Origin of the sequence: Pseudogulbenkiania subflava DSM 22618 (genome assembly GCF_900177275.1) — a bacterium.
In the GTDB taxonomy this organism is placed as follows: Bacteria; Pseudomonadota; Gammaproteobacteria; order Burkholderiales; family Chromobacteriaceae; genus Pseudogulbenkiania; species Pseudogulbenkiania subflava.
This window is the reverse complement of sequence record NZ_FXAG01000018.1, coordinates 53,734-78,243: the sequence shown is the minus strand read 5'-3', so window position 1 is coordinate 78,243 and position 24,510 is coordinate 53,734. Positions and strand designations below refer to the sequence as shown.

Annotated in this window: 23 protein-coding genes; 15 read left to right on the top strand and 8 right to left on the bottom strand. The window is 65.6% G+C overall.

Annotated features, from left to right (window positions below; translation table 11 throughout):
* Nucleotides 1-236 precede the first annotated feature (236 nt).
* Nucleotides 237-1,433: a formaldehyde dehydrogenase, glutathione-independent gene (fdhA, locus tag B9N72_RS15355; protein WP_085277181.1), complete on the top strand. Its 1,197-nt coding sequence runs from the start codon at nt 237-239 to the stop codon at nt 1,431-1,433.
* 80 nt (nt 1,434-1,513) lie between these two features.
* Here the strand turns inward: fdhA and B9N72_RS15350 are convergent, their stop codons facing one another.
* Nucleotides 1,514-2,293, bottom strand: a complete 780-nt coding sequence (locus tag B9N72_RS15350; RefSeq protein WP_085277180.1) for an IclR family transcriptional regulator — start codon at nt 2,291-2,293, stop codon at nt 1,514-1,516.
* 163 nt (nt 2,294-2,456) lie between these two features.
* On the opposite strand from B9N72_RS15350, the gene B9N72_RS15345 reads away from it, so the two are divergent.
* From B9N72_RS15345 to B9N72_RS20890, 8 genes are all read left to right on the top strand, one after another.
* Nucleotides 2,457-3,644: an acyl-CoA dehydrogenase gene (locus tag B9N72_RS15345; protein ID WP_085277179.1), complete on the top strand. Its 1,188-nt coding sequence runs from the start codon at nt 2,457-2,459 to the stop codon at nt 3,642-3,644.
* 172 nt (nt 3,645-3,816) lie between these two features.
* Nucleotides 3,817-5,010, top strand: a complete 1,194-nt coding sequence (locus B9N72_RS15340) for a CaiB/BaiF CoA transferase family protein (protein WP_085277178.1) — start codon at nt 3,817-3,819, stop codon at nt 5,008-5,010.
* 218 nt (nt 5,011-5,228) lie between these two features.
* Nucleotides 5,229-6,848, top strand: coding sequence for an electron transfer flavoprotein-ubiquinone oxidoreductase (locus tag B9N72_RS15335; protein WP_085277197.1), 1,620 nt, complete (start codon nt 5,229-5,231; stop codon nt 6,846-6,848).
* Nucleotides 6,849-7,372: 524 nt separating this feature from the next.
* Nucleotides 7,373-7,930, top strand: coding sequence for a hypothetical protein (locus tag B9N72_RS15330; RefSeq protein WP_085277177.1), 558 nt, complete (start codon nt 7,373-7,375; stop codon nt 7,928-7,930).
* Between the two features lie 119 nt (nt 7,931-8,049).
* Nucleotides 8,050-8,388, top strand: coding sequence for a DUF4870 family protein (locus tag B9N72_RS15325; RefSeq protein ID WP_085277176.1), 339 nt, complete (start codon nt 8,050-8,052; stop codon nt 8,386-8,388).
* Between the two features lie 286 nt (nt 8,389-8,674).
* A complete protein-coding gene (locus B9N72_RS15320; RefSeq protein WP_008955614.1) occupies nt 8,675-8,887 on the top strand; it encodes a DUF3820 family protein in 213 nt (70 codons plus the stop codon).
* 4 nt (nt 8,888-8,891) lie between these two features.
* On the top strand, nt 8,892-9,827 hold the full coding sequence (gene ylqF / locus B9N72_RS15315; RefSeq protein WP_085277175.1) for a ribosome biogenesis GTPase YlqF: 936 nt from the start codon (nt 8,892-8,894) through the stop codon (nt 9,825-9,827).
* 126 nt (nt 9,828-9,953) lie between these two features.
* Nucleotides 9,954-10,184, top strand: coding sequence for a hypothetical protein (locus B9N72_RS20890; RefSeq protein ID WP_143477844.1), 231 nt, complete (start codon nt 9,954-9,956; stop codon nt 10,182-10,184).
* A gap of 114 nt (nt 10,185-10,298) precedes the next feature.
* Here the strand turns inward: B9N72_RS20890 and B9N72_RS15310 are convergent, their stop codons facing one another.
* The 3 genes from B9N72_RS15310 to B9N72_RS15300 are packed head-to-tail and all read right to left on the bottom strand — an operon-like array spanning nt 10,299 to nt 11,735.
* Complete coding sequence (locus B9N72_RS15310; RefSeq protein WP_085277174.1) at nt 10,299-10,754, bottom strand: DUF3592 domain-containing protein; 456 nt, start codon at nt 10,752-10,754, stop codon at nt 10,299-10,301.
* On the bottom strand, nt 10,754-11,182 hold the full coding sequence (gene ruvX, locus B9N72_RS15305; RefSeq protein ID WP_085277173.1) for a Holliday junction resolvase RuvX: 429 nt from the start codon (nt 11,180-11,182) through the stop codon (nt 10,754-10,756). Before ruvX ends, B9N72_RS15310 begins: the two co-directional genes overlap by 1 nt.
* Entirely contained in the window at nt 11,175-11,735 is a 561-nt protein-coding gene (locus B9N72_RS15300; RefSeq protein ID WP_085277172.1) for a YqgE/AlgH family protein, read from the bottom strand. The genes ruvX and B9N72_RS15300 overlap by 8 nt, the downstream gene beginning before the upstream one ends.
* A gap of 100 nt (nt 11,736-11,835) precedes the next feature.
* Here B9N72_RS15300 and smc point away from each other — a divergent pair, with 100 nt between their 5' ends.
* Complete coding sequence (gene smc / locus B9N72_RS15295) at nt 11,836-15,324, top strand: chromosome segregation protein SMC (RefSeq protein ID WP_085277171.1); 3,489 nt, start codon at nt 11,836-11,838, stop codon at nt 15,322-15,324.
* Nucleotides 15,325-15,622: 298 nt separating this feature from the next.
* Here the strand turns inward: smc and B9N72_RS15290 are convergent, their stop codons facing one another.
* The 4 genes from B9N72_RS15290 to B9N72_RS15275 all read right to left on the bottom strand — a co-directional run bounded on the left by B9N72_RS15290 (nt 15,623) and on the right by B9N72_RS15275 (nt 17,953).
* Entirely contained in the window at nt 15,623-16,195 is a 573-nt protein-coding gene (locus B9N72_RS15290) for a YceI family protein (protein WP_085277170.1), read from the bottom strand.
* A 180-nt stretch (nt 16,196-16,375) separates the two neighbouring features.
* On the bottom strand, nt 16,376-16,924 hold the full coding sequence (locus B9N72_RS15285; RefSeq protein ID WP_085277169.1) for a YceI family protein: 549 nt from the start codon (nt 16,922-16,924) through the stop codon (nt 16,376-16,378).
* Between the two features lie 29 nt (nt 16,925-16,953).
* Nucleotides 16,954-17,499, bottom strand: a complete 546-nt coding sequence (locus B9N72_RS15280) for a cytochrome b (protein ID WP_085277168.1) — start codon at nt 17,497-17,499, stop codon at nt 16,954-16,956.
* Nucleotides 17,486-17,953 carry a MarR family winged helix-turn-helix transcriptional regulator gene (locus tag B9N72_RS15275; RefSeq protein WP_085277167.1) on the bottom strand — a complete coding sequence of 156 codons (468 nt, stop codon included), beginning with the start codon at nt 17,951-17,953 and terminating at the stop codon, nt 17,486-17,488. The genes B9N72_RS15280 and B9N72_RS15275 overlap by 14 nt, the downstream gene beginning before the upstream one ends.
* Nucleotides 17,954-18,275: 322 nt before the next feature.
* On the opposite strand from B9N72_RS15275, the gene B9N72_RS15270 reads away from it, so the two are divergent.
* The 5 genes from B9N72_RS15270 to B9N72_RS15250 all read left to right on the top strand — a co-directional run bounded on the left by B9N72_RS15270 (nt 18,276) and on the right by B9N72_RS15250 (nt 24,402).
* A complete protein-coding gene (locus B9N72_RS15270; RefSeq protein WP_085277166.1) occupies nt 18,276-19,442 on the top strand; it encodes a cell division protein ZipA C-terminal FtsZ-binding domain-containing protein in 1,167 nt (388 codons plus the stop codon).
* A 62-nt stretch (nt 19,443-19,504) separates the two neighbouring features.
* Nucleotides 19,505-21,934, top strand: a complete 2,430-nt coding sequence (gene ligA, locus B9N72_RS15265; RefSeq protein WP_085277165.1) for an NAD-dependent DNA ligase LigA — start codon at nt 19,505-19,507, stop codon at nt 21,932-21,934.
* A gap of 127 nt (nt 21,935-22,061) precedes the next feature.
* Nucleotides 22,062-22,934, top strand: coding sequence for a UTP--glucose-1-phosphate uridylyltransferase GalU (gene galU, locus B9N72_RS15260; RefSeq protein ID WP_085277164.1), 873 nt, complete (start codon nt 22,062-22,064; stop codon nt 22,932-22,934).
* A 66-nt stretch (nt 22,935-23,000) separates the two neighbouring features.
* Nucleotides 23,001-23,543 (top strand): hypoxanthine-guanine phosphoribosyltransferase, encoded by a 543-nt coding sequence (locus B9N72_RS15255; protein WP_085277163.1) that lies wholly within the window; start codon nt 23,001-23,003, stop codon nt 23,541-23,543.
* 115 nt (nt 23,544-23,658) lie between these two features.
* Nucleotides 23,659-24,402, top strand: a complete 744-nt coding sequence (locus tag B9N72_RS15250; protein WP_085277162.1) for an S-methyl-5'-thioinosine phosphorylase — start codon at nt 23,659-23,661, stop codon at nt 24,400-24,402.
* Nucleotides 24,403-24,510: the final 108 nt, after the last annotated feature.

The window sequence follows — 24,510 nt, the reverse complement described above, 5'->3', positions numbered from 1 at the left end:
CGTGTCGCCCGATCTTCTCTCAACCTCGCATGGATGCCCGCGCTGACTCGTGAGTTGACGCCGTGAACGTGTGCCCCACTGTCTCGACCGCCGCGAGGTGATGTCGGTATTTGGCCACTCTATGGCGTTTTCTGCCTCGTTGTCGTGGGGTGATAGCGCCTATCGTCGCGAAGCGGGCCAGCCGACGCTTTGCCGTCGCTGCGCACGTAACCCATCGAATAATTCGGAGGCAGACAATGAGCGACAATCGCGGTGTGGTATATCTGGGACAAGGGCATGTCGAGGTACGGCCCATCGGCTACCCGAAAATGGTCGATCCGAGCGGCCGGCCGATCGGCCACGGCGTCATTCTCAAGGTGGTGACGACCAATATCTGCGGCTCGGACCAGCACATGGTGCGCGGCCGCACCACGGCCGAGGTCGGGCTGGTGCTGGGCCACGAGATCACCGGCGAAGTGATCGAGATCGGCCGTGACGTCGAGACGTTGAAGATCGGCGACTTGGTGTCGGTGCCGTTCAACGTGGCCTGCGGCCGCTGCACCACATGTAAGGAGCAGCACACCGGGGTGTGCCTGAACGTCAACCCGTCGCGCGCCGGCGGGGCCTACGGCTACGTCGACATGGGCGGCTGGATCGGCGGGCAGTCCGAGTACGTCATGGTGCCGTACGCCGACTTCAACCTGCTCAAATTCCCGGACAAGGACAAGGCGATGGAGAAAATCCGCGACCTGACCTGCCTGTCCGACATCCTGCCCACCGGCTATCACGGCGCGGTGACGGCCGGGGTGAAACCGGGCTCGACCGTCTACATCGCCGGCGCCGGCCCGGTCGGCATGGCCGCCGCCGCCTCGGCGCGCCTGCTGGGTGCGGCGGTGACCATCGTCGGCGACATGAACCCCGAACGCCTGGCGCACGCGCGGGCGGTGGGCTTCGAGACGGTGGACCTGTCGCTCGATGCCTCGCTGGGCGAGCAGATCGCGGCCATTCTCGGCACCCCCGAGGTGGATTGCGCGGTGGACTGCGTCGGCTTCGAGGCGCGCGGCCACGGCTCGCACTCGCATGAGGAGGCCCCGGCCACGGTGCTGAACTCGCTGATGGAAGTCACCCGGGTGGCCGGCGCCATCGGCATTCCGGGTCTGTACGTGACCGACGATCCGGGTGCAGTCGACCCCGCCGCCAAGCGTGGCAGCCTGTCGATCCGCTTCGGTCTCGGCTGGGCCAAGTCGCACTCCTTCCACACCGGCCAGACCCCGGTGATGAAGTACAACCGCAACCTGATGCAGGCCATCCTGTGGGACCGTCTGCCGATCGCCCAGATCGTCAACGTCAGCGTGATCTCGCTGGACGAGGCGCCGAACGGCTATCACCAGTTCGACGGCGGCGCGCCGCGTAAATTCGTCATCGACCCGCACGGCACGCTCAAGTCGGCCTGATCGCGGCTGCCACAAACGAAACGGGCGAACGCATGGCGTTCGCCCGTTTTTCTTTTTCCCCGTGTCGTGGTTGGCGGATGTCAGGCGGCACCCGGCGCGATGCGCCGCGCCATCTGCTGCAGTGCCGGCGCGATGTCGCGCTCGAAGCGCTCCGCGGTGAACAGCGCCGCCGGGCCGCTGGCGTTCAGGCTCATCGGCGGTTGGCCCGGAATCGGCGACGGCAGCGGCACGCCGACCGCCATCACCTCCGGCACGAACTCCCCGAACGAGCTGGTGTAGCCCAGCTCGCGGCATTGTTGCAGCGCGGCGTCGAGGCGGCTCTTGATCGGCGGCCAGTTGCCGCCGTAGCGGCTGGCCAGTTCTTCGTCCAGCCGTGCCCGCTCGCTGGCGCCAAGCCCGGCATAGCAGGCGCGGCCGATGGCGGTTGTGGCGACCGGCACGCGCGAGCCGACCGTCAACTGCACCGACACCCGCGCCGCGCTGCGGCAGGTCTCCAGGTACACCATGTCGCTGCCGTCGCGCATCGCCAGGCTGACCGAGACGTTGTGCGCCAGCGCGAACTCGCGCATCAGCGGCGCGGCGGCACGGCGCACGTCGTAGCTTGCCAGCACCACCGAGCCCAGCTCCAGCACGGCCAGGCCGAGGCGGTAGAAGCCACTGTCCGCCTCGTGGCTCAGATAGCCCAGCTGGGTCAGGGTGTGGGTCAGTCGCGACACCGTGGATTTGGGCAGGCCGGTGCGGCGTGCCAGTTCCTGATTGGACAGTCCGCTCTCGCCGGAGCGGAAGGCGGACAGCACCGTCAGGCCGCGTGCCAGCGCGGTGACGAACAGCCTGTCCTTATCGTCGTGCTCTTCCGTCATGGTGTTCTTCTTCTCGTTGGTTTCGGCGCGGCAAGCATAGCCTGCCTACTCGTTGCGGCCAAGAAAACGCTTTACAAGCCGGTGCGGCACTTGCTAGTCTATTTCACATGGTAAAACCAAATTCCGCATAGCGGAACAACAAAACCGCAAAGGAGAGTCGCCAATGGCCGCCCCGACCAGCCGTGCCCCATTTTCCTGGGAAGATCCGCTTCTACTGGAAACCCTGCTGACCGAAGAAGAGCGCATGGTGCGCGATACTGCTCACGCCTACTGCCAGGAACGCCTGATGCCGCGCATCCTGACCGCCAACCGCGAGGAGCGCTTCGACCGCGAGATCATGAGCGAGATGGGCGAGCTGGGCCTGTTGGGCTGCACCATCGACACCCACGGCTGCGCCGGCCTGAGCCACGTCGCCTACGGCCTGGTAGCGCGCGAAGTGGAGCGCGTCGATTCCGGCTACCGCTCGGCGATGAGCGTGCAGTCATCGCTGGTGATGCACCCGATCTGGGCCTACGGCACTGAAGCGCAAAAGGACAAGTACCTGCCCAAGCTGGCCAGCGGCGAATGGGTCGGCTGTTTCGGCCTGACCGAACCGGATGCCGGCTCCGATCCGGGCAGCATGAAGACCCGCGCCCGCAAGGTCGACGGCGGCTATCTGCTCAAGGGCAGCAAGATGTGGATCACCAACAGCCCGATCGCCGACGTGTTCGTGGTGTGGGCCAAGGACGACGACGGCGAAATCCGCGGCTTCGTGCTGGAAAAGGGCATGAAGGGTCTGTCGGCGCCGAAGATCCACGGCAAGTTCTCGCTGCGCGCCTCGATCACCGGCGAGATCGTGATGGACGACGTGTTGGTGCCGGAAGAGAACCTGCTGCCAGGCGTGAAGGGCCTGAAGGGGCCGTTCGGCTGCCTCAACAAGGCGCGTTTCGGCATCGCCTGGGGCGCGATGGGCGCCGCCGAGTTCTGCTGGCACGCGGCGCGTCAGTACACGCTGGACCGCAAACAGTTCGGTCGCCCGCTCGCTGCCAACCAGCTGATTCAGCTCAAGCTCGCCAACATGCAGACCGAGATCGCGCTGGGCCTCGCCGCGGCGTTGCAAGTCGGCCGCCTGATGGACGCCGGCCAGGCCGCCCCGGAAATGATCTCGCTGATCAAGCGCAACAACTGCGGCAAGGCGCTCGACATCGCCCGCGTGGCGCGCGACATGCACGGCGGCAACGGCATCGCCGACGAATTCCACGTCATCCGCCACGTGATGAACCTGGAAGCGGTCAACACTTACGAGGGCACGCACGATGTGCACGCCCTGATTCTGGGCCGGGCCCAGACCGGGATTCAGGCGTTTGCCTGATAGGGAGCGGCCGCCGAGGCTCCACCCGGCGGCCATGGTCGTTCCTGTCTGTTCTTGAGGCCCGGCTTGTCCGGGCCCTTTTTTCTGCCGTGACAGCCCTCAGCGGATGGCTGACCGTCCGTTGCGGCCTGTTTCGGCCAAGCCTGCTGCATGTTTTACTGAGGAGATGACAATGTCTGGCGCCCTTTCCGGTTTCAAGGTTCTCGATCTGACGCGCGTATTGGCAGGGCCGTGGACCGGCCAGTTGCTGGCCGACCTCGGCGCCGAGGTGATCAAGGTGGAACGTCCCGGCCAGGGCGACGACACCCGGCAGTGGGCGCCACCCAGCCTGCCGGACGGCACCGCCGCCTATTTCCTGTGCGCCAACCGCGGCAAGCGCTCGGTCACCGTCGACATTACCCGTCCCGAGGGTCAGGCCATCGTGCGCAGGTTGGCCGAAGAAGCTGACGTGCTGCTGGAGAACTACAAGGTCGGCGGGCTGAAGAAATACGGGCTCGACTACGACAGCCTCAAGAGCCTCAACCCGCGCCTAGTGTACTGCTCGATCACCGGCTTCGGTCAGGACGGTCCCTACGCCGAACTGCCCGGCTACGACTACATCGTGCAGGGCATGAGCGGGCTGATGAGCATCACCGGCCCGGCCGACGGCGAACCACACAAGGTCGGTGTCGCGGTGACCGATCTCTTCACCGGCCTCTACGCCGCCAACGCGGTGCAGGCGGCATTGCTGGCGCGCAGCCGCACCGGAGAGGGTCAGTACATCGACATGGCGCTGTTCGACTGCTCGCTCGCCATGCTGGCCAACGTCAACATGAACTGGCTGGTCGGCCGCACCGTACCGCCGCGCCTGGGCAACGCCCACCCCAACATCGTGCCCTACCAGGTGTTCAAGACCGCCGGCGACAGCCACTTCATCCTCGCCTGCGGCAACGACAAGCAGTTCCGTGCAGTGTGCCAGCTGATCGGTCAGCCGCAACTGGCCGATGACAAACGCTTCGCAAGCAACCCGGCACGGGTACAATACCGCGAGCAGCTGGTGCCGATGCTGGCCGAAGCCTTCCGTGCCCGCGGCCGCGACGAGTGGCTCAAGGCGCTCGACGAAGCCGGCGTGCCGTGCGGGCCGATCAATAACGTGGCCGAAGCCTTCGCCGACCCGCAGATCCGCCATCGCGGCATGGAAATCCATCTGGAGGATGCCGTAGGGCAGGATGTACCGCTGGTGGGCTGCCCGATCAAGTTGTCCGGCACGCCGGTGGAGTATCATCGGGCCCCCCCCAAGCTCGGTGCCGACACCGACGAGATACTGGGCGCGCTGGGGTATGATGGTGAGGCAATTGTGCAACTGCACCAATCAGGAATAATTTAAACGCTTGTTTGATTTTTGACGGATGGCTGGATTCATTGCATCATGATCGCCATTGAATTCCAAACAGCATTAGGAGCGAGAGAACGAAGCCCGTCAGGGCGAGTTTCTGCGAAGCTAAGGCGAAGGCAAGTGAGCGTAGCCGACAAAGCTATCGCTTCTAAGGCGAGTTGGAATAACGTCATGCGGATGAGCGAGGAGTAGCGGTGGAACGCGAATACATGGAATACGACGTGGTGATCGTCGGCGGCGGCCCTTCCGGCCTGAGCGCGGCGATTCGCCTCAAGCAGCTGGCGGCCGACAAGGGCCAGGACATCAGCGTCTGTCTGCTGGAGAAGGGCTCCGAGATCGGTGCCCACATCCTGTCCGGCGCGGTGCTTGAACCGCGCACGCTGAACGAACTGATCCCGGACTGGAAAGACAAGGGCGCGCCGCTCAACACCCCGGCCCAGAAGGACCAGTTCCTGCTGCTGACCGAAACCGAGTCGATCCAGCTGCCTACCCCGCCGCAGATGCACAATGAGGGCAACTACATCATCAGCCTGGGCAACTTCTGCCGCTGGCTCGGCCAGCAGGCCGAAGAGCTGGGCGTGGAGATCTACCCCGGCTTCGCCGCCGCCGAAGTGCTCTACCACCCGGACGGCTCGGTCAAGGGCGTGGCCACCGGTAACGTCGGCACCGGCAAGAACGGCGACCAGGAAGGCGAGCCCGGCCTCGAGCTGTGGGCCAAGCAGACCGTGTTCGCCGAGGGCTGTCGCGGCTCGCTGACCAAGACGCTGTTCGAACGCTTCAAGCTGCGCAACGGCGCCGACCCGCAAACCTACGGCATCGGCATCAAGGAACTGTGGGAGGTGAAGCCCGAGCTGCATCAGCCGGGCAAGATCACCCACACCGCCGGCTGGCCGATGGACACCGCCACCTACGGCGGCTCCTTCCTCTACCACCTGGAGAACAACCAGGTGGTGGTCGGCTTCGTGGTGGGGCTGGACTACCAGAACCCCTACCTGTCGCCGTACGAGGAATTCCAGCGCTTCAAGACCCACCCGGCCATCAAGGGCGTGTTCGAAGGCGGCCGGCGCCTGTCCTACGGCGCGCGCGCCATCTCCGAAGGCGGGCTGCAGAGCCTCCCCCGGCTCACCTTCCCGGGCGGGGTGTTGATCGGCGACACCGCCGGCTTCCTCAACGTGCCCAAGATCAAGGGCACCCACACCGCGATGAAGTCCGCCATGCTGGCGGCCGAAGCTATTTTTGAGGCGCTGGCCACGGCACAGGACGGCCAGGCGGTCGAGGCCGTCGCCTACACCGACAAGTTCAAGCAGAGCTGGCTCTACGACGAACTCTACCGCGTGCGCAACATCCGCCCGTCGTTCCGCTGGGGGCTGTGGCCGGCGATGCTCTACTCGGCGCTCGACACCTACCTGTTCAGAGGCCGCGCGCCGTGGACGCTGCACCATCAGCATGCCGACCACGAGTGCCTCAAGCCCAAGGACGAGTGCACGCCGATCGCCTATCCGAAGCCGGATGGTGTGCTGACCTTCGACCGCCTGTCGTCGGTGTTCATCTCCAACACCAACCACAGCGAAGACCAGCCGCCACACCTGAAGCTGAAGGACCCGACGGTACCGATCCGCATCAACCTGGAAAAGTACGACGCGCCGGAGCAGCGCTACTGCCCGGCCGGGGTGTACGAGATCGTCGGCCGCGAGGAGGGCGAACCGCGCCTGCAGATCAACGCGCAGAACTGCGTGCACTGCAAGACCTGTGACATCAAGGACCCGACCCAGAACATCAACTGGGTGACGCCGGAAGGCGGCGGCGGGCCCAACTACCCGAACATGTGATCCAGCCAGCCCGGCCTCATGCCGGGCCAGGTGGCTGACAAGGTGCTTTGGTACGCCTTTACAGGACCCGGCAAAGCCGGGTCTCGTCATCTCGGCATTTGATTCCCCATCTATTCCCAATCCTGCGTTGCGCAAATCTAAAGATTTGCATGCAGAGATTGGCCCAGCGGTAGCGGCGCACGCAGTCCGCCCTGGCCCTGCAAGGGAGCCTCGCTACGCTCGTGGGAGCGTACCAACCATCTGGCCCTGCATCCAGTCGGGCTTTTCTGTCCCTGCGCCTTGACAGGGTGGGGCGGCTGTCGGCATGATGGGGCCATGCTTAAATCCTTTGTCACCTCCTACGTCTATTTTTATTGGTACCGCAGCTCATGGCGGCGCCAAGGGGCGTGTGTGCTCTGACAAAGCAAACCAACACACCAGATTCCCGACAAATGCCGCCGCGGTTCAGGCGGCATTTGTCTTTCCAGCTCCCGGCAAATGATCTCCCGAACCGCAGTCACCCGACTTCACTGGAGAACGAGATCATGAACCCCCGCCACGATGCCTTGCTCAGCGCCGACGCGGCCCTGCCGAGCCTGCCGGGCTGTGCTATCACCCTGTTAAGGGATGTGGAATTGCTGTCAGAGGGCGCCAACGGCGTGGCCGAGCTGCGTGCCACCCAGCCCATGCCTGGCACCTTGCTGCTGGCGGAATCGCGCCTGCCCGGCATCCGCACCGTTGCCATGCTGCTGGCGGCCTCCCGGCGCCGGCACGACGGCCGCCATGCCCCGGCGCGTTTCAGCGATGCGGCCGACTGGCTGGCGGCGCGCATCCTGCTCCTGGGCTTGAGCCATGTCGCGGTGAGCCCCGATACGCTGCCGCAACTGGACGAAGCCAACCGCCGCCTTGCGGTGCTGGCGCAACGGCTGGGGTGGCCGTCGCGTACGGCGGTGCCGGTGCTGATGACGGGAGCGGCGCAGACCGAGATGGCCGGGCCGAGCCTGCCGCTGTGGCTGGAGCGCTGTCCGGTCGAGGAGGTTATCCGTTTCTGCCGCGACGAGACGGCCAAGGTACTGGCACGCTGGAGCGCGGTCGGCGTCTAGCCCCGAACCGCTCCGGCTGGCGTCGCTGCGTTACCTTGCGTTACTGTCTGTGGCCGTGGGCCAGGACGGGACGGCTTTGCCGGTGTGCCGGCGGCTACCCGATAAAATAAGGAAAGCGCATGGAACTGATCGACCACGAATTTGAACGCAAGCTCAACAACCTGACGCTGGCCGTCTACATCCTGCAGGCGGCGAGCTTGTTCGTCGGTGTGACCGCGATCGTCGGCATCGTCATCAACTACCTCAAGCGTGACGACACCCGCGGCACGCTGTACGAGAGCCATTTCCTGTGGCAGATGCGCACCTTCTGGTGGGGATTGCTGGGGCTGGCGCTGGGCTACCTGACGGTGTTTCTGCTGGTCGGCTTCGTGATCCTGTTCGCGGTCTACGTCTGGCTGATCTATCGTGTGGTGAAGGGCTTTCTCAATCTCAACGACGGCAAGCCGATGCCGTTGTAAGAGCCTATCCCATTAGGCAGTTGCGCCTTCGCGTCTTGAGCGCCGGCAGTACTGCGTGCGAATCCATCGCTGAGCCAATCGAAGATTGGCACGCAGAGATTCGCTCAGCGATCAGGAATACTCCTGTACTCCGTGTACATTGCGGTTCCTGTGCGCTGGCGGCACTCAACCTGCTTTGGCTCATTTGCCGACTGGAATAAGCCCTGAGAACAGGTTTTCAATGTTGCGCATGGTCAGTGCCTGCGGTCTTTGGCACAATGCGCTTCCCCGAGTTCGAGTGCCCGCCATGAATGCCGACGACCTTCTCCTGCTGGTGACGCGCCAGATGCCGTTCGGCAAGTACCAGGGCCGGCTGATTGCCGACCTGCCCGGGCACTACCTGGCCTGGTTCGCCCGTGAGGGCTTCCCCAAGGGGGAAATCGGCCGCTTGCTGCAACTGGCCTTCGAACTCGATCACAACGGACTGTCGTCCCTTTTGGACCCCTTACGGAAACGGTAACAGCATGGCGATTCAATGGTTTCCCGGCCACATGAACAAGGCGCGCAAGGATCTGGCCGAGCGCGTCAAGGATATCGATGTGGTCATCGAAATGCTGGATGCCCGTCTGCCGGCGTCCAGTGCCAACCCGATGATCGCGCGCATGACGCGCGGCAAGCCGGCGTTGAAGATTCTCAACAAGCAGGATCTGGCCGACCCGGCCATCACCCAGGTCTGGCTCGATTACTACTGCGCCAAGCCGGGCACCCGCGCCATTGCGCTGGATGCCGGCGAGCGTGCGCCGGTCACCAAGCTGGTGTCGGCCTGCCGTGCGCTGGCGCCCAACCGCGGAGGTCTGGAAAAGCCGCTGCGCGTGCTGATCTGCGGTATCCCCAACGTCGGCAAGTCGACGCTGATCAACAGCCTGACCGGACGGCGTATCGCCAAGACCGGCAACGAGCCGGGCATCACCAAGGGCCAGCAGCGCATCCTGCTGGCCGACGATTTCGAGCTGGTCGACACCCCGGGCATGCTGTGGCCCAAGATCGAAGTGGAAGAGGGCGGCTACAACCTGGCCGCCAGCGGTGCGGTCGGGCGCAACGCGCTGGACGAGGAAGAGGTGGTGCTGGAACTGCTGCGCTACCTGATGAAGCACTACACCTCGCTGCTGCAGGAGCGCTATAACGTCGGCGATATCGAGGGTTGGCAGGATTTCGAGGTGCTGGAGCAGATTGGCCGGCGCCGTGGTGCGATGCTGGGCGGCGGGCGAGTCAACATCCAGAAGGCGGCCGAGATCGTGCTGACCGACTTCCGCGCCGGCAGCATCGGCCCGATCACGCTGGAGCGGCCGGACGAATGGAAGGCCTGGGAAAAGGCGGCGCGCGAGCGCGAGGCCCAGCGCCAGGCTTTGCGCGAAGCACAGCGGCTGGAGCGGGAGCAGCGCGCCAAGGGCTCGCGCTGAGCTTGTCCCCTCAGGCGGCTGTGCTTTTGCATCTTGAGCGCCGGTAGTGCTCTGAGCGTGCGAATCTTTCGCTGGGCAAATCTGAAGATTTGCACGCAGAGATTCGCTCAGCGATCAGGAATCCTCATGTACTCCGTGACCATTCCGGTTCCTGTACGCTGGCGGCACTCAATCTGCTTTGGCTCGCTCGCCTGCTGGAATAAGCTCGCCATGGCGAGAATTTTTTGTCTCAACGAACAACGGGTGCTTGCGGGCACCCGTTTTCGTTTTGTTAGCAAGGGCGAGGGTTTGGAGCCGCTAACAAAACCCGGTGCAACGTTCTTGGCTAGGCGCGCGGCCGCAGAAAACGAAGCGTAGCCGAAGTTTCAGCGAAGCTACATGCAAGTAGTACGGCAAGTGCTTGCTGAGCGAATCTCTGCGAGAGATTCGCACGCGAGCGCAACAACGCCAAGAGGATTTTGCTAGTGGCTCTTAATCGTTGCCCTTCAGCAGCAGTACTAGGCCTGCCGCCGCGACGATCAGTGTCAGCGCCTTGCCGGCCCAGGCGGTCCAGTGCTCCCCTGGCTCCAGGCAGGCTTCCTGCGGCCGTTCCGGATTGTAGTACACACGTACCACCGCGCCGTGCGGATAGCGTGCCAGCACGGCTTGGGCCTGCTCCTGGCTTTGCATCGCGCCGGGGTTGGGGTAGCGGCGGATGGTGGATTCGAGGGCGACGCCGCCGACGCTGTAGCGATAGCGCAGTTGCGGCAGATAGTCGTCGCGATTGCCGTCGCCGCCGGTATGGAGGCGGGTGTCCAGACGGCTTTCCACGATGGTGCCGCTGGCCGATGGCCAATGTGTGGCGCTCTGCCCCTTTTCGCCCAGTTTCCACAGGTAGACGAAGGCAGTGCCGCCGATCAGCAGCAGGACGAGCGCGATCAGGCGCATCACACTGCTTCGCCGGGTTGTTCGAACCAGGTTTGCAGGATGGCCTGCGCCGCGACCTGGTCGAGCGCCGGTTTCTGCTTGCGGCCACGCACGCCGGCTTCGTTGAGCAGGCTTTCGGCGATCAGCGAGGTGTGGCGCTCGTCGACCAGCCACACCGGCAGCCCGAAGCGGCCCTTGAGGCGGTTGGCGAAGCGTCGCGCCAGTCGGGTCAGATCGTGTTCTGTGCCGTCGGCGTGCACCGGCAGACCGACCACCAGCTGCGCCGGCCGCCATTCGTCGATCAGCTTGCCGATGGCGGCGAAGCGCTGATCGGTGATTTCGGTGTCGATGGTGATGAGTGGATGGGCGATGCCGAGCAGCGTCTCCCCCATGGCGACGCCGATGCGGCGTTCGCCGAAATCGAAAGCCAGCGTGGTTCCGTCAGGCATGGCCGCAATCGGTGGAGAGCAGGGTAGGATCGAATCCCAGCAGGGCCATGGCGGCGTCGTAGCGTTCTTCTGCGGGCAGCGCAAAGATGATGTGGGGATCGGCGTTGACCGTCAGCCAGCCGTTATTGCGGATTTCCTCTTCCAGCTGGCCGCTCGACCAGCCGGCGTAGCCCAGGCTCACCATCATGGTGTCCGGGCCCTTGTTCTCGGACACCGCCACCAGCACGTCCTTGGACGTGGTGAGCGCCAGCTCGTCGGTGACCAGGAGGCTGGTTTGCCAGTTGCCGACCGGCGTGTGCAGCACGAAGCCGCGCTCCGGCTGCACCGGTCCGCCGAAGTAGACCGGCTCGCCCTGCAGCGCTTCTTCCGTCAGCGGCAGGTCGATCTGGTCGAACAGCTGCGCCATGGCGATGCCGGAGGGCTTGTTGATGATGATGCCCATGGCGCCGTGTTCGCCATGCTCGCATAGGTAGACCAGCGAGCGCGCGAACAGCGGGTCGGTCATGCCGGGCATGGCGATCAGGAACTGATTGGACAGGGAGAGGGCTTCCATGAAGCCATTATGGCACAACTCGTGACGGGCACCAGCGGGCGACGCCGCCGCCCGCCTGTCGTAAAATGCGCGCTTCCGCTCCCTTTGCTGCGAGGACGTCTTGCGTCTCACCCATATCAAACTGTCGGGCTTCAAGTCCTTTGTCGATCCCACCGCGATCCCGGTGCCGGGCCAGCTGGTGGCGGTGATCGGCCCGAACGGTTGCGGCAAGTCCAACGTGATCGACGCGGTACGCTGGGTGCTGGGGGAGTCGTCGGCCAAGCAGCTGCGCGGCGAATCGATGCAGGACGTGATTTTCAACGGCTCCAGCACGCGCAAGCCGGTGAGCCGCGCCTCGGTGGAGCTGGTGTTCGACAACGGCGACGGCCAGCTCACCGGGCCGTGGGGGCAGTACGCCGAGGTGGCGATCAAGCGCGTGCTGACGCGCCAGGGCGAGTCGAGCTACTACATCAACAACCAGCAGGTGCGCCGCCGCGACATCACCGACCTGTTCCTCGGCACCGGCGTCGGCGCGCGCGGCTACGCGGTGATCGAGCAGGGCATGATCTCGCGCATCATCGAGGCGCGCCCGGAGGAGCTGCGCGCCTACCTGGAAGAAGCGGCCGGGGTGTCCAAGTACAAGGATCGGCGGCGCGAGACCGAGAACCGCCTGGCCGACACCCGCGACAACCTGGATCGTATCGGCGACTTGCGCCAGGAGCTGGAGCGCCAGGTCGAGAAACTGACCGAGCAGGCCGAGGTGGCGGCGCAGTTCCACGATCTGAAGGGGGCGCTCACCCACAAGCAGAACCTGCTGGCGCTGGCGCGCCGTGAAGAAGCCGCCCGCACCGAGGCCGCCGCGCGCGCCGAGCTGGCGCGCATCGAAACCGAGGAAGCGGCGCAGGAGGCGGCGCTGACCCATCTGGACACCGAGCTGGAGCTGGTGCGCGAGCAGCACTTCGCCGGCAGCGATGCGGTGCACGAGGCGCAGCAGGCGCTGTTCGAGGCCAACGCCCAGCTGGCGCGGCTGGAGGAGGCGCAGCGCCACCGCGAACAAAGTCGCGCCCGCCTCACGCGCGAACTGGCCAGCGCCAGCAGCGAGCGGCAAACGTTGGCCGAAAGCCGCACCCTGGTGGCGGCCGAGCTCGACGACTGGCTGCCGCGCCACGAAGAGGCACAGCTCAAGCTGGAGGAGGCGCAGCTGGCGCTGGAGGATGGCGCCGACGCGCTGCCGCGCGCCGAGGGGGCGTTCCGCCAGGCCGACCAGACGCTGACCCAGCTCACCAGCCAGCAGGCCAACCTGACGCGCGAGCGCGATCTCGGGCGTCAGCGCGTCGAGCATCTGAACCAGGCGCTGCAGCAGCTGGCGACGCGCGAGGCGGCGCTCGCGCGCGAGCTGGCTGACCTCAACCTGCCGGAACAGGAGGCGCTGACGGCGGCCGAGGCCGAGGTGGCGCGCGCCCGTGCCGCGCTCGACGCGGTGCGCGCCCGCGTGGTGGCGGACGAAGCGAAGCTGGCCGACCTTGCCGCCGAGCGCGAGAAGCTCGACGAGACCCTGGCCGAGCAGCGTGCCCAGCTGGCACGGGCCGAGGCCGAGGCGGCGGCACTGCAGGCGGTGCTGGCGCGCGAGGCGGCCGGCGAGCAGCTGGCCGGCTGGCTGGAGCAGCAGGGCCTGGCCGAGGCGCCAGCGCTGTGGCAGTCGCTCGAGGTCGATCCCGCCTGGCGCGTGGCGCTGGAGGCGGTGCTGGCGGAACGTCTCACCGCCCGTGCCGGCTCGTTGCCGGACGGGCTGCCGCCGGCGCCGCTGTGCCTGGTGGATAACAACGTCCCGGGGGCGGCGGGGCGTCCGGCCAAATCCTGGCCGGCCTTGCTCGAGCGCGTTGCCGCCGCCCCGGCGTTCGCCGCCGTGCTGGCCGACTGGCTCTCCGGCGTGTACTGCGCCGAGACCCTGGAGCTGGCGCTGGCGCGGCGCGCCGAGCTGGCCGCCGGCGAATGCTGGGTGACGCCGCAAGGGCATCGTGTTGCCGCCGCCAGCGTCAGTTTTCACGCCGCGGCCAGCGACGACGGCGTGATGGCGCGCAAGGGCGCGCTCGACGCCGCGCTGCAACGTGCCGCCGAGCTGCAACCGGCGCTCGATGCCGGCCAGCGCCGGCGCGAAACATTGCAGAGCCAGAGCGCCATGTTGGCCGAAGCGGTACGGGCGCAGAAGGGGGCGCTGACCCGTCTCGAAGCCGAGCTCAACGCCGTGACGCTGGAGCAGGTCAAGCTCGACCAGGCGGCGCGCCAGGGGGCGGCGCGGCTTGCCGCGATCGAGGCCGAGCGCCAGCGCATCGCCGACGAGCGGGCCCATGCCGCGGAGGAGATCGACGAGGCCGGCATCGGCAGCGAAGAAGCGGCACTGGTGTTGGAAGAGCTGGTGGTGGCGCTGGAAGACGCGCGGCTGGCGCGGCTCAACAGCGAGACCGGGCTGCAGCTGGCGCGCAACAAGACACGCGACGCCGAGCGCCTGGTGCACGAGGCGCGCCTGGAACTGACCACCGCCGAGCAGAAGGTGGCCGAACTGGCTCGCCGCGCCAAGGAACTGGAAGAACGCGACGACCAACTGGCGGAACGGCTCGAAACGTTGGCCGAAGAAGCCTTGACGGTGGACGAGGCGGTGCCGGAGGAGGCGCTGCAACTGGCGCTGGAACAGCGCGATGAGCGCGACACGCAATTGGCCGCGGTGCGCGACCGGCTCAACGGCCTGACCGAGCAGTTGCGCCAGCTCGGCCAGCGCCAGCATGACGTCAGCGCCGCGCTGCCGGCGCTGCGCAACGCGCGGGCCGACTGGCTGCTGAAGCACCAGGAGGCGCGGCTCGGCGTGGAGCGCTTCAGCGAGGAGCTGAAGGAAGCCGGGGCCGACGAGGCGGCGCTGCTGGCCGACCTGACCGACGCCGTCAAGCCCAACACGCTGGCGGCCGAGATCGCGCGCCTGGCGCGCGCGCTGGAAAACCTCGGCGCGGTCAACCTCGCCGCGCTCGACGAGTTGCAGCAGGCGCGCGAGCGCGGCGACTACCTGGCCAGCCAGTCCGACGACCTGATGCAGGCGATGGCCACGCTGGAGGAGGCCATCGCCAAGATCGACGGCGAGACGCGCGACATGTTGCAGTCCACCTACGACGCGGTCAACGCCAAGATGAGCGAGTTTTTCCCGACGCTGTTCGGCGGCGGCCGCGCCGAACTGATGCTGACCGGCGACGACCTGCTGGACGCCGGGGTGCAGATCATCGCCCAGCCGCCGGGCAAGAAGAACAGCACCATCCACCTGCTCTCCGGCGGCGAGAAGGCGCTCACCGCGATGAGCCTGGTGTTCTCGCTGTTTAGCCTCAACCCGGCGCCGTTCTGTCTGCTGGACGAGGTCGACGCCCCGCTCGACGACGCCAATACCAGCCGCTTCTGCGACCTGGTCAAGCGCATGGCGGAGCGCACCCAGTTCCTCTACATCTCGCATAACCGCCTGACCATGGAGATGGCCGAGCAACTGGTCGGCGTCACCATGCAGGAGCAGGGTGTCAGCCGCATCGTCGCGGTGGACATCGTCGAGGCTTTGCAGATGCGCGAGACCGCCTGAGAGCCGGCGGCTGCGTCTGCCTATCCTGAGCGTTGGCGGGCTGCGTGTGCCTCCAGCGCTGAGCCAACCGGAGATTGGCACGTTAAAGATGCGCTCAGTGATCCAGAGCCCTCATGTACTTCGTATACATGAGGGCTCCTGCGCTCCGGCGTCATTCCGCCTGCGTGGGGGCGCCGGCCTGCTGAAACAGGCTCCACTGCCTGCTATGCGATAGGCGACCGGCCGTCGGATACCCGGCCCCAAAACAAACAGCCCGCCAGGTATGGCGGGCTGTTGTCGTTGCGGCAACGCCGCGGACTTACTCGGCCTTGACGGCTTCGATCGCCACTTTCAGCACCACGTCGTCGGCGATGGCCGGCAGGAAGGTCTTCATGCCGAAATCGCTACGCTTGATGACGGTTTCGGCGTTGGCGCCGTAGGTCTGCTTGCCGGTCATCGGGTTCGGCTTGCCGCCGAACTGGGTGACTTTCAGCGTGACCGGCTTGGTCACGCCGAGGATGGTCAGGTCGCCCTTCAGCGCGGTCAGCTTGTCGCCGGCGAATTCCAGGTTCTTGGACTTGAAGGTGATGGTCGGGTACTGCGTCACGTTGAAGAAGTCCTTGCTCTTCAGGTGCTTGTCGCGGTCCGGCAGGAAGGTCTGCAGCGAGTCGGCGTCGATGGTGATGTCGACCGCGCCCTTCTTGGCGGCGCTGTCGAGCTCGACCTTGCCGCTGGTCTTGGTGAAGGTGCCGGACTGGACCGAGAAGCCCAGGTGGTTCACTTCGTACTGGGCGAAGGTATGGGTCGGGTCGACGTTGTAGGTCACCGGGGCGGCGAGGGCGGCGGTGCTCAGGCCGGCCAGGGCGGCGGCGATCAGGGTCTGCTTCATCATGTTTACTCTCTCCTGCGGGTTGCTTGGAATCGGTTCACGATCTTGCCGCGCGCTCCCCGGCGGGGCTCATGTGCACTGGGTGCGAAAGCGATCGAACATCCTCATGGACGACATGTCCATTCCGGCTTCTGCGCTTCTTCACTCCGCTGAGGGCCGCTCGCGACGGATCGTGGATAGGTCCTACTTGGTTGTGGCCGGGAAAGCCACGTGGAACTTGATCTGTACTTCGTCGGCGACGGTGCCGGTATCGGTCCAGTCGCCTTCTCCGATCTTGAAGGCCAGACGGGAAACCGGCATCACCCCTTCCACCACGTTCAGGGCGCCCTGCTGTTTCAGCGTGAACGGCGCGCTGACGTCGCGGGTGATGCCCTTGAGCGTCAGTTTGCCGGTTACCTGGTAGCGGTTGGGGCCGGCGCTCTTGATGCTGCTCGACACGAAGCGCGCAGTCGGGAACTGGCCGGCGTTGAACCATTCCTTCTTCTTGGCTTCGGCTTCCGCGTCGCGCGTCGGCAGGCTGATACTGCCGGTCTGGATGGTGATGTCCGCCTTGCCGACCTCCGGCTTGGCCGGGTTCAGCTCGACGTTGGCCGAAAAGCTCTTGAAGCCGCCGTCGACCGGCGTCCCCAGCTGTTTCATGGCGAAGCCGATGCGGCTTTGGGCCAGGTCGGCCGGTGCGGCGAAGGCCAGCGGGGTCGCCAGCAGCAGGGCGGTGGGAATCAGCACTCTCATGTCGGGTCTCGGTAGCAAAGTTGTGGAGGTCAGGTGCGCGGCTGTTTCAGGCTCATGCGGAACAACAGGCCGTCGCGGTCGATGAAATGGTGTTTGAACGCCACCAGCGCGTGGCCGGCCACGGCCAGCGCCAGCGTCCAGTTAAGTAGTTCATGCACGTCCTTGAGCTGATGGGCGAGGGGCTCGTTGGCTGCGATCAGGTCGGGCAGCGGGATCAGGCCGAGATAGACCACCGGGATGCCGTAGGCCGAGCTCATCAACCAGCCGGTCAGTGGTACTGCCAGCATCAGCGCGTACAGCGCCAGATGCCCGCCCTTGGCAGCCAATTGCGCCAGCGGCGACATCGTCCCGGGCAGTGCCGGTGCCGGCCACAGCAGCCGCCCCACGAGGCGCAGTGCCAGCAGTGCCAGCACGCTGATGCCCAGCCATTTGTGCCAGCCGATCAGCTTGAACTTGGTCGGCGACAGCGGCATGCCGGACAGGGTCAGGCCCAGGCCGAACCCCACCACGATCAGCAGCGCCACCAGCCAGTGCAGCAGGATGGACGGGGTGGCGTAACGTTCAGGTCGATTCATTTTCTTGTTTCTCCAAAGCCTGGTTGAGCACCGCCTTCAACCCCGCCAGCTGGTTCGACCAGAGCTGGAGCTGGTCGCGGCTGCAATGGCTGAAGGCCTGGTGCATGTAGTCGCAGTGTGCCGGAAAGACCTGGCGGAACAATTCCTCACCGGCACTGGTCAGGGATAGGAACACGCTGCGGCGATCCTCGGGACGCTCCTGGCGCGTCACCACCCCCTTTTCGGCGAGCCGGTCGATCACGCCGGTCAGGGTACCCTTGGTGATCAGGGTTTTTTCCGAGAGCTCCTTGCAGCTCATGCCCGGCGTGTTGCCGAGCGTGGCGATCACGTCGAACTGCGGCGGGGTCAGGCCGAGTTCGCGCACGTGACGTGCCGAGTACTGCTCGAACGCCTGGAAAGCGCGCACCAGCTCCCTGATGACGGGGAGGACGTCGGTCTTGTAAACGGTATCCACGGGCAGCCCTGTTTTGGTTCGTATTAGTTTAGTTCTAACTAGTACTAAATGGCAAGCGCCCAGATTTTCCCGGTTCCAGCAGGCTGCTGGGACACGACGATGGCGTGAATGGTTCGCCATGGACATGACAAATACACGACGCCAGAGCCGAAAAAGGCCGGGGCGGATGACAAACCGCTATCGATTTAGCGGTTTTGCTATAGAAGGGACGAGGCGTGAAGTGGTAAGGTTCGGGTGAAACGATTGACAACGTGATAGCTGTGTCAAGCACCCCCTTCCGATATAATGCTTCGGGATTATTCGCCTTAACGCGGACGGGCTAATGAGCGAATTGCAGATAGGTTTACTGGCGTTGGGCGCGGCCGTGGTCGGCCTCGTCTACGGATTCAACGTGTTGCAGGAGTGGCGCTTTCGCAAGAAAACGCGCCAGGCCTTCGCGCGTCATCATGACGACGTGCTGCTGAACGTCCCCAAGAACAACGTGCGCGACGGCGTCAAGGCGACCCGGCTGGAGCCGGTACTGGTCGATGCGGCCGGCACCGACAACGCGCCGGAAGCGCCGGATTTCGAACCGGAACTGCCGCCGCTCGACCCCCACGACCTCCCCGAACTGCCACGGCTGGACGACGATATCGACCTGGAAGAGGAGACCGATTTCGCCTTCGACTCGGCCGACCACCAGGCCCTGGTGGTGGCGATGCTCGACCCCTCGCTCGACTTCATCGCCGAAGTGGTGTTCCACCAGTCGCATGAACTGGCGGCGATGCCGCGCTTCAACGTCGCCAAGCGCGTGCAGATCATCGGCCGCACCGAGAAAGGGCTGTGGAAGCCGGCCGAGATTCTGCCCGGCACCCGTTACAAGCAACTCAACATCGGCCTGCAACTGGTCGATCGCGGCGGCGCCGTGACCGAACAGGAGCTGGCGAGCTTCTGCCAGCAGGTGTCGCGTTTCGCCGACGAGCATAACGCCGCGGTGAGCTTCCCGCAGCGCCAGCAGAAACTGGTGGCGGCGCGCGAACTGGACCGTTTCTGTTCCGAGGTCGACATGCTGATTGGCATCAACATCGTGCCGCGCCAGCCGATCGACGGCGCACGCCTGCGCAGCTTCAGCGAAGCCGGCGGACTGCAGCTGGAGCCGGACGGCGCGTTCCACTACCTGGCCGATTCCGGCAACTCGCTCTACTCGCTGGCCGCCGCCGACCAGACGCCGTTCAGCTACCACAACCTGCTCGACCACTCCTTCGCCGCGCTGACCTTGCTGTTCGACGTGCCGCGCGTGGCCGGGGGCGTCGAGGTGTTCGACCGCGCGCTGGAGTTTGCCCAGCAGCTGGCGCACGAGTTTGACGCGCAGCTGGTGGACGACAACCATCGCGTGCTATCCGACGTCGGGCTGACCCGCATCCGCGACCAGCTGCAGCATATCTACGGCAGCATGGACGATCGTGGCATCGCGCCGGGCAGCGTGGCTGCACTTCGCCTGTTTGCTTGAACCAGGATTATCAAGATTCACCGGCCGGCTCTGATGCCGGCTTTTTTGCTATGGGTTTGACAATGTCGCAATCGAACGAGCGCGAACAGGCGCTGCAGCGCATCGCCGAACTGGTGCCGCTGCTGAACCGCTACAGCCGCGAATACTACGAACTGGATGCGCCGACGGTGCCGGACGCCGAGTACGACCGCCTGTACCGCGAACTCGAGGCGCTGGAGTCGGCTCATCCCGAGCTGCACCGCGCCGACTCCCCGACCCTGCGCGTCGGCGGCGCACCGCTGGCCGAGTTTTCCAGCGTGACCCATGTTGTACCGATGCTGTCGCTGAACAACGCCTTTTCCGACCTCGACGCCGCCGACTTCGAGCAGCGCCACGCCGAGCTGATCCAGTTCGACGAACGCGTGCGCAAGGCACTCGGGGCGGCGGAGATCGAGTACGCGGTGCAGCCCAAGTTCGACGGCCTGGCGGTCAGCCTGCTCTACCGCGACGGCGTGCTGGTGCAGGGCGCCACGCGCGGCGACGGCTTTTCCGGCGAGAACGTCACAGAGAACCTGCGCACTGTGCGCGCTATCCCGCTGCGTCTGGCCATCGAACACCCACCGGCGCTGCTGGAGGTCCGTGGCGAGGTGCTGATGCTCAAGCGCGACTTCGAGCAGCTCAACGCCGAGCAGGCCGCGCGCGGCGACAAGACCTTCGCCAACCCGCGCAACGCCGCCGCCGGTAGCCTGCGCCAGCTCGATTCGCGCATCACCGCGCGGCGCCGGCTGTCGTTCTTCGCCTACGCCATCGCCCAGGTCGAGGGCGCCGACTGGCCGACCTCGCACCAGGCCGAGCTCGACTGGCTGCACCGGCTCGGCATCCCGCTGGTGCCGGCCGAACTGCGCCCGGTGGTGCGTGGTGTCGCAGGGCTCGCCGACTACTATGAGGCCATCCTGCGTCAGCGTTCCGGCTTGCCGTATGACATCGACGGCGTGGTGTACAAGGTCAACGACCGTGCCCAGCAAGACGCGCTCGGCTTCGTCTCGCGCGCGCCGCGCTGGGCCATCGCCCACAAGTTTCCCGCCGAGGAGGCGCTGACTCTGGTCGAAGCGATCGAGGAGCAGGTCGGCCGCACCGGCGCCATCACCCCGGTGGCGCGCCTCAAGCCCGTCTTCGTCGGTGGCGTCACCGTCACCAACGCCACGCTGCACAACGAGGACGAGGTGCGGCGCAAGGACGTGCGCGTCGGCGACATGGTGATCGTGCGCCGCGCCGGCGACGTTATCCCCGAGGTGGTCTCGGTGGTGCTGGAGCGCCGGCCGATGCGTCCGGTTGCCGGCGGCGACCTGTTCAGCAGCGGCGACGAGCCGCAGTACCCGGCCTACCGTCTGCCGACCAGCTGCCCCGTCTGCGGCAGCCACGTGGTGCGCGAGGAGGGCGAGGCGATCGCGCGCTGCTCCGGCGGTCTGATCTGCCGTGCCCAGCGCAGCCAGGCGATCCAGCATTTCGCCGGGCGGCGCATGATGGACATCGATGGCCTGGGCGAGCGCTACATCGACAACCTGGTCGAGTTCGGCTACGTGCACAGCGTGGCCGATCTCTACACTCTGACCCTGGACGACCTGCTGGAGATGAAGCGCCGCGCCGACGAGCGCGACGGCGTGGTGCCGGAAACGGTGCAGAAGGGCCAGATCGCCACCAAGTGGGCCGAGAACCTGCTCGCTGCCATCGCCGCCAGCCGCCGTCCGACGCTGGCGCGGCTGCTGTTCGCGCTCGGCATCCGCCACGTTGGCGAATCCACCGCCAAGACCCTGGCCGACTGGCTCGGGCGTCTCGCACTGATTCGCCGCGCCCCGGCACCGCTGTTGGCCGCGTTGCCCGACATCGGTGGCGTGGTGGCCGAGGCCATCGCCGACTTCTTCGCCGAGGACAACAACGAAGCCGTACTCGACGCCCTGCTGCGCCATGTCGAACCTGGCGACGAGCACGCGCCGTCGCCCAAGCTGGCCGAACGGCTGCAGCCGGCGGCATTGCTGGCACGGCTCGGCATCCCGCGCCTCACCGAGCTGCGCAGCCAGCAGCTGGCCGGCCAGATCGCCGGCCTCGCTACGTTGGCCGAAGGCGAGCGGCGCGAGTTGATGCAGCTCGATCTGCCGGCCGACGTCTTCAACGCCCTGGCCGATTGGCTCGACGAGCCGGGCCGGCGTGCCGAACTGAAGCAACTCGCCACGCTGGCGGACACTATCCTGGCCGATCTGCCCACGCAGCAGCCTTCGGCCAACCTGGTGCTGGAGGGCAAGACCCTGGTGCTGACCGGCACGCTGCCCACGCTGTCGCGCGACCAGGCCAAGGAGCTGATCGAGGCGGCCGGCGGCAAGGTGGCCGGCAGCGTGTCGAAGAAAACCCACTACGTGGTGGCCGGCGAGGCGGCGGGCAGCAAGCTCGCCAAGGCCGGGGAGCTCGGCGTCCCGGTGCTCGACGAGGCCGGCCTGCGAGCGCTGCTGGGGGGTTAAAACTCACAGGCGGCGGTCCAGACCTAGGGCGCGTTCGACGCGCCGCGCAACGCGCCACGACGCCACACTCGGCAAAAGACCTTTCGGCGCAGTAAAATCTCCCCGATTCCATCAGAGAGCAGTAAAGATGAAGAAAATTACCAAAGCCGTGTTCCCGGTCGCCGGCATGGGCACCCGCTTCCTGCCCGCCACCAAGGCGAGCCCCAAGGAAATGCTGCCGGTGGTCGACAAGCCGCTGATCCAGTACGCGGTCGAGGAAGCCATCGCCGCCGGCATCACCGAGCTGATTTTCATCACCGGGCGTAACAAGCGCTCCATCGAAGACCACTTTGACAAGGCCTACGAGCTCGAAACCGAGCTCGAGTACAAGAACAAGCAGAAGCTGCTGGACCTGGTACAGGGCATCCTGCCGCCGTCGGTCACCTGCATCTATATCCGTCAGACCGAGGCGCTCGGCCTCGGCCACGCGGTGCTGTGTGCCAAGCCCGTGGTCGGCGACGAGCCGTTCGCCGTGATCCTGGCCGACGACCTGATCGACGGCGAGCCCGGCGCCATGGCGCAGATGGTCGATACTTTCAACGAGCAGCAGTGCTCGGTGCTGGGGGTAGAAACCGTGGCGCCGGAAGAAACCGGTTCCTACGGCATCGTCGAAGTGCAGAGCGATGCCACTGGCCGGCAGCGCATCAGCAGCATCGTCGAGAAGCCGCACCCGGACGTGGCGCCGTCCAACCTCGCCGTGGTGGGGCGCTACATCCTGACCCCGCGCATCTTCGACAAGCTGGCCAAGACCCAGGCCGGTGCCGGCGGGGAAATCCAGCTCACCGACGGTATCGCCGAGCTGCTCAAGGACGAAACCGTGCTGGCGCTACCGTTCAACGGCGTGCGCTACGATTGCGGCTCCAAGCTGGGTTACCTCAAGGCCACCATCAACTACGGTCTGAAACACCACGAGGTCGGCCGTGAATTCGCGGACTATCTCGCCACCTTCAACGCGCGCTGAGCGGTCCGCCCGACGGAACCAGCGCAGCCCCCGTTCGGGGGCTTCTTCTTTTGAATGGAGACAACCATGCCCAACGTCGCCGAAGCCCGTGGCATCCTGAACAGCTCGGACATCCTGTTTACCGCCGAGGAGGTCGACGCCGCCGTCGATCGCATGGCGCTCGACATCACCGCCAAACTGGGCGACAGCTATCCGCTCATCCTCTCCGTGATGGGTGGGGCCGTCGTGTTCACCGGCCAGTTGCTGCCGCGCCTGATCTTCCCGCTCGATTTCGACTACGTGCACGTCTCCCGTTACGGCGACAAGACCCAGGGCGGCGAACTGGTATGGCGCCAGGCACCGAAGGAGGATGTACGCGACCGCGTGGTGCTGGTGCTCGACGACATCCTCGACGAAGGCCAGACCATGGCCGCGATCCGCGACAAGGTGATGGAAATGGGGGCAAAGAGCTTCTACAGTGCGGTGTTCGCCAACAAATTGATCAGCAAGGAAAAGCCGATCGCGGCCGATTTCGTCGGCATCGACGTGCCGGACCGCTACGTGTTCGGCTACGGCATGGACGTGCGCGGCATCTGGCGCAACCTGCCGGCCATCCATGCGCTGAAATAAGCAAGCTGTAAGCCTTGGCGCATTTTCCCCGCCGTCATTATTAAGCCATAATGGCGGCACAATAAGCCTTGCGTGGCCGGCCTTCGCTGCCACGCTCTTGCCAAGGGGAACCGCCATGCTAGCCATCATCGGCGGCAGCGGGCTTGCCACGCTGCCCATTCTTGAAATCACCCATCGCCAAGTGGTGCGCACACCCTTTGGCGACCCCTCTTGCGCACTCACCTTTGGCCGCATCGGACAGGAAAACGTCGTCTTTCTGGCGCGCCACGGTTTTGGCCATTCCATCGCTCCCCACGAAATCAATTCCCGTGCCAATATCTGGGCCCTGCACAACCAGGGGGTCCGCGGCATTGTCTCGATCGGTTCGGTAGGCAGCATCGCCGTCAACCTGGAAACCGGCATGCTGGTGGTGCCGGACGACATCATCGATTACACCTGGGGACGCAAGCACACCTTCTTCGAAGGGCCGGACAAGCCGGTGGTGCACGTCGATTTCACCCAGCCCTACTGCCCCCATTTGCGCGCCCGCCTGCTGGCAGCGGCTCAGAGCGCAGGGGTGCCGATCGTGGACGGTGGCGTCTACGCCGTCGCCCAGGGCCCCCGTCTGGAGTCGCCGGCCGAGATTCGCCGCCTCGAGCGCGACGGCGCCACCATGGTCGGCATGACCGGCATGCCGGAGGCGGCACTGGCCAAGGAAATGGGCATTCCCTACGCCCATGTGTGCATGGTGGTCAACAAGGCGGCTGGGCTCCAGCCAGGCGCCGATGAGATCGTGTTCGATCCCGGCGTACTGCAGCAATGCAAGAGCCGCGTCGACGTATTGCTGGAGACGCTGCTGGGCATCTCGGCTAGTGCATAAGCAAATGCGGGTGTGTGGGGCGGGGTCGAAGTACGTCCAATCTCTGCTCTAACGTTGAAGGTTTTACCCATCCAGCCTGGTTCTCTGAGATCAACAATAAATGGTTAG

Bases quoted from the DNA above. Each gene is read 5' to 3' on its own strand.
- fdhA (WP_085277181.1), top strand. From the start codon at position 237: ATGAGCGACAATCGCGGTGTGGTATATCTGGGACAAGGGCATGTCGAG.
- B9N72_RS15350 (WP_085277180.1), bottom strand. From the start codon at position 2,293: ATGACGGAAGAGCACGACGATAAGGACAGGCTGTTCGTCACCGCGCTG.
- B9N72_RS15345 (WP_085277179.1), top strand. From the start codon at position 2,457: ATGGCCGCCCCGACCAGCCGTGCCCCATTTTCCTGGGAAGATCCGCTT.
- B9N72_RS15340 (WP_085277178.1), top strand. From the start codon at position 3,817: ATGTCTGGCGCCCTTTCCGGTTTCAAGGTTCTCGATCTGACGCGCGTA.
- B9N72_RS15335 (WP_085277197.1), top strand. From the start codon at position 5,229: ATGGAATACGACGTGGTGATCGTCGGCGGCGGCCCTTCCGGCCTGAGC.
- B9N72_RS15330 (WP_085277177.1), top strand. From the start codon at position 7,373: ATGAACCCCCGCCACGATGCCTTGCTCAGCGCCGACGCGGCCCTGCCG.
- B9N72_RS15325 (WP_085277176.1), top strand. From the start codon at position 8,050: ATGGAACTGATCGACCACGAATTTGAACGCAAGCTCAACAACCTGACG.
- B9N72_RS15320 (WP_008955614.1), top strand. From the start codon at position 8,675: ATGAATGCCGACGACCTTCTCCTGCTGGTGACGCGCCAGATGCCGTTC.
- ylqF (WP_085277175.1), top strand. From the start codon at position 8,892: ATGGCGATTCAATGGTTTCCCGGCCACATGAACAAGGCGCGCAAGGAT.
- B9N72_RS20890 (WP_143477844.1), top strand. From the start codon at position 9,954: ATGTACTCCGTGACCATTCCGGTTCCTGTACGCTGGCGGCACTCAATC.
- B9N72_RS15310 (WP_085277174.1), bottom strand. From the start codon at position 10,754: ATGCGCCTGATCGCGCTCGTCCTGCTGCTGATCGGCGGCACTGCCTTC.
- ruvX (WP_085277173.1), bottom strand. From the start codon at position 11,182: ATGCCTGACGGAACCACGCTGGCTTTCGATTTCGGCGAACGCCGCATC.
- B9N72_RS15300 (WP_085277172.1), bottom strand. From the start codon at position 11,735: ATGGAAGCCCTCTCCCTGTCCAATCAGTTCCTGATCGCCATGCCCGGC.
- B9N72_RS15290 (WP_085277170.1), bottom strand. From the start codon at position 16,195: ATGATGAAGCAGACCCTGATCGCCGCCGCCCTGGCCGGCCTGAGCACC.
- B9N72_RS15285 (WP_085277169.1), bottom strand. From the start codon at position 16,924: ATGAGAGTGCTGATTCCCACCGCCCTGCTGCTGGCGACCCCGCTGGCC.
- B9N72_RS15280 (WP_085277168.1), bottom strand. From the start codon at position 17,499: ATGAATCGACCTGAACGTTACGCCACCCCGTCCATCCTGCTGCACTGG.
- B9N72_RS15270 (WP_085277166.1), top strand. From the start codon at position 18,276: ATGAGCGAATTGCAGATAGGTTTACTGGCGTTGGGCGCGGCCGTGGTC.
- ligA (WP_085277165.1), top strand. From the start codon at position 19,505: ATGTCGCAATCGAACGAGCGCGAACAGGCGCTGCAGCGCATCGCCGAA.
- galU (WP_085277164.1), top strand. From the start codon at position 22,062: ATGAAGAAAATTACCAAAGCCGTGTTCCCGGTCGCCGGCATGGGCACC.
- B9N72_RS15255 (WP_085277163.1), top strand. From the start codon at position 23,001: ATGCCCAACGTCGCCGAAGCCCGTGGCATCCTGAACAGCTCGGACATC.
- B9N72_RS15250 (WP_085277162.1), top strand. From the start codon at position 23,659: ATGCTAGCCATCATCGGCGGCAGCGGGCTTGCCACGCTGCCCATTCTT.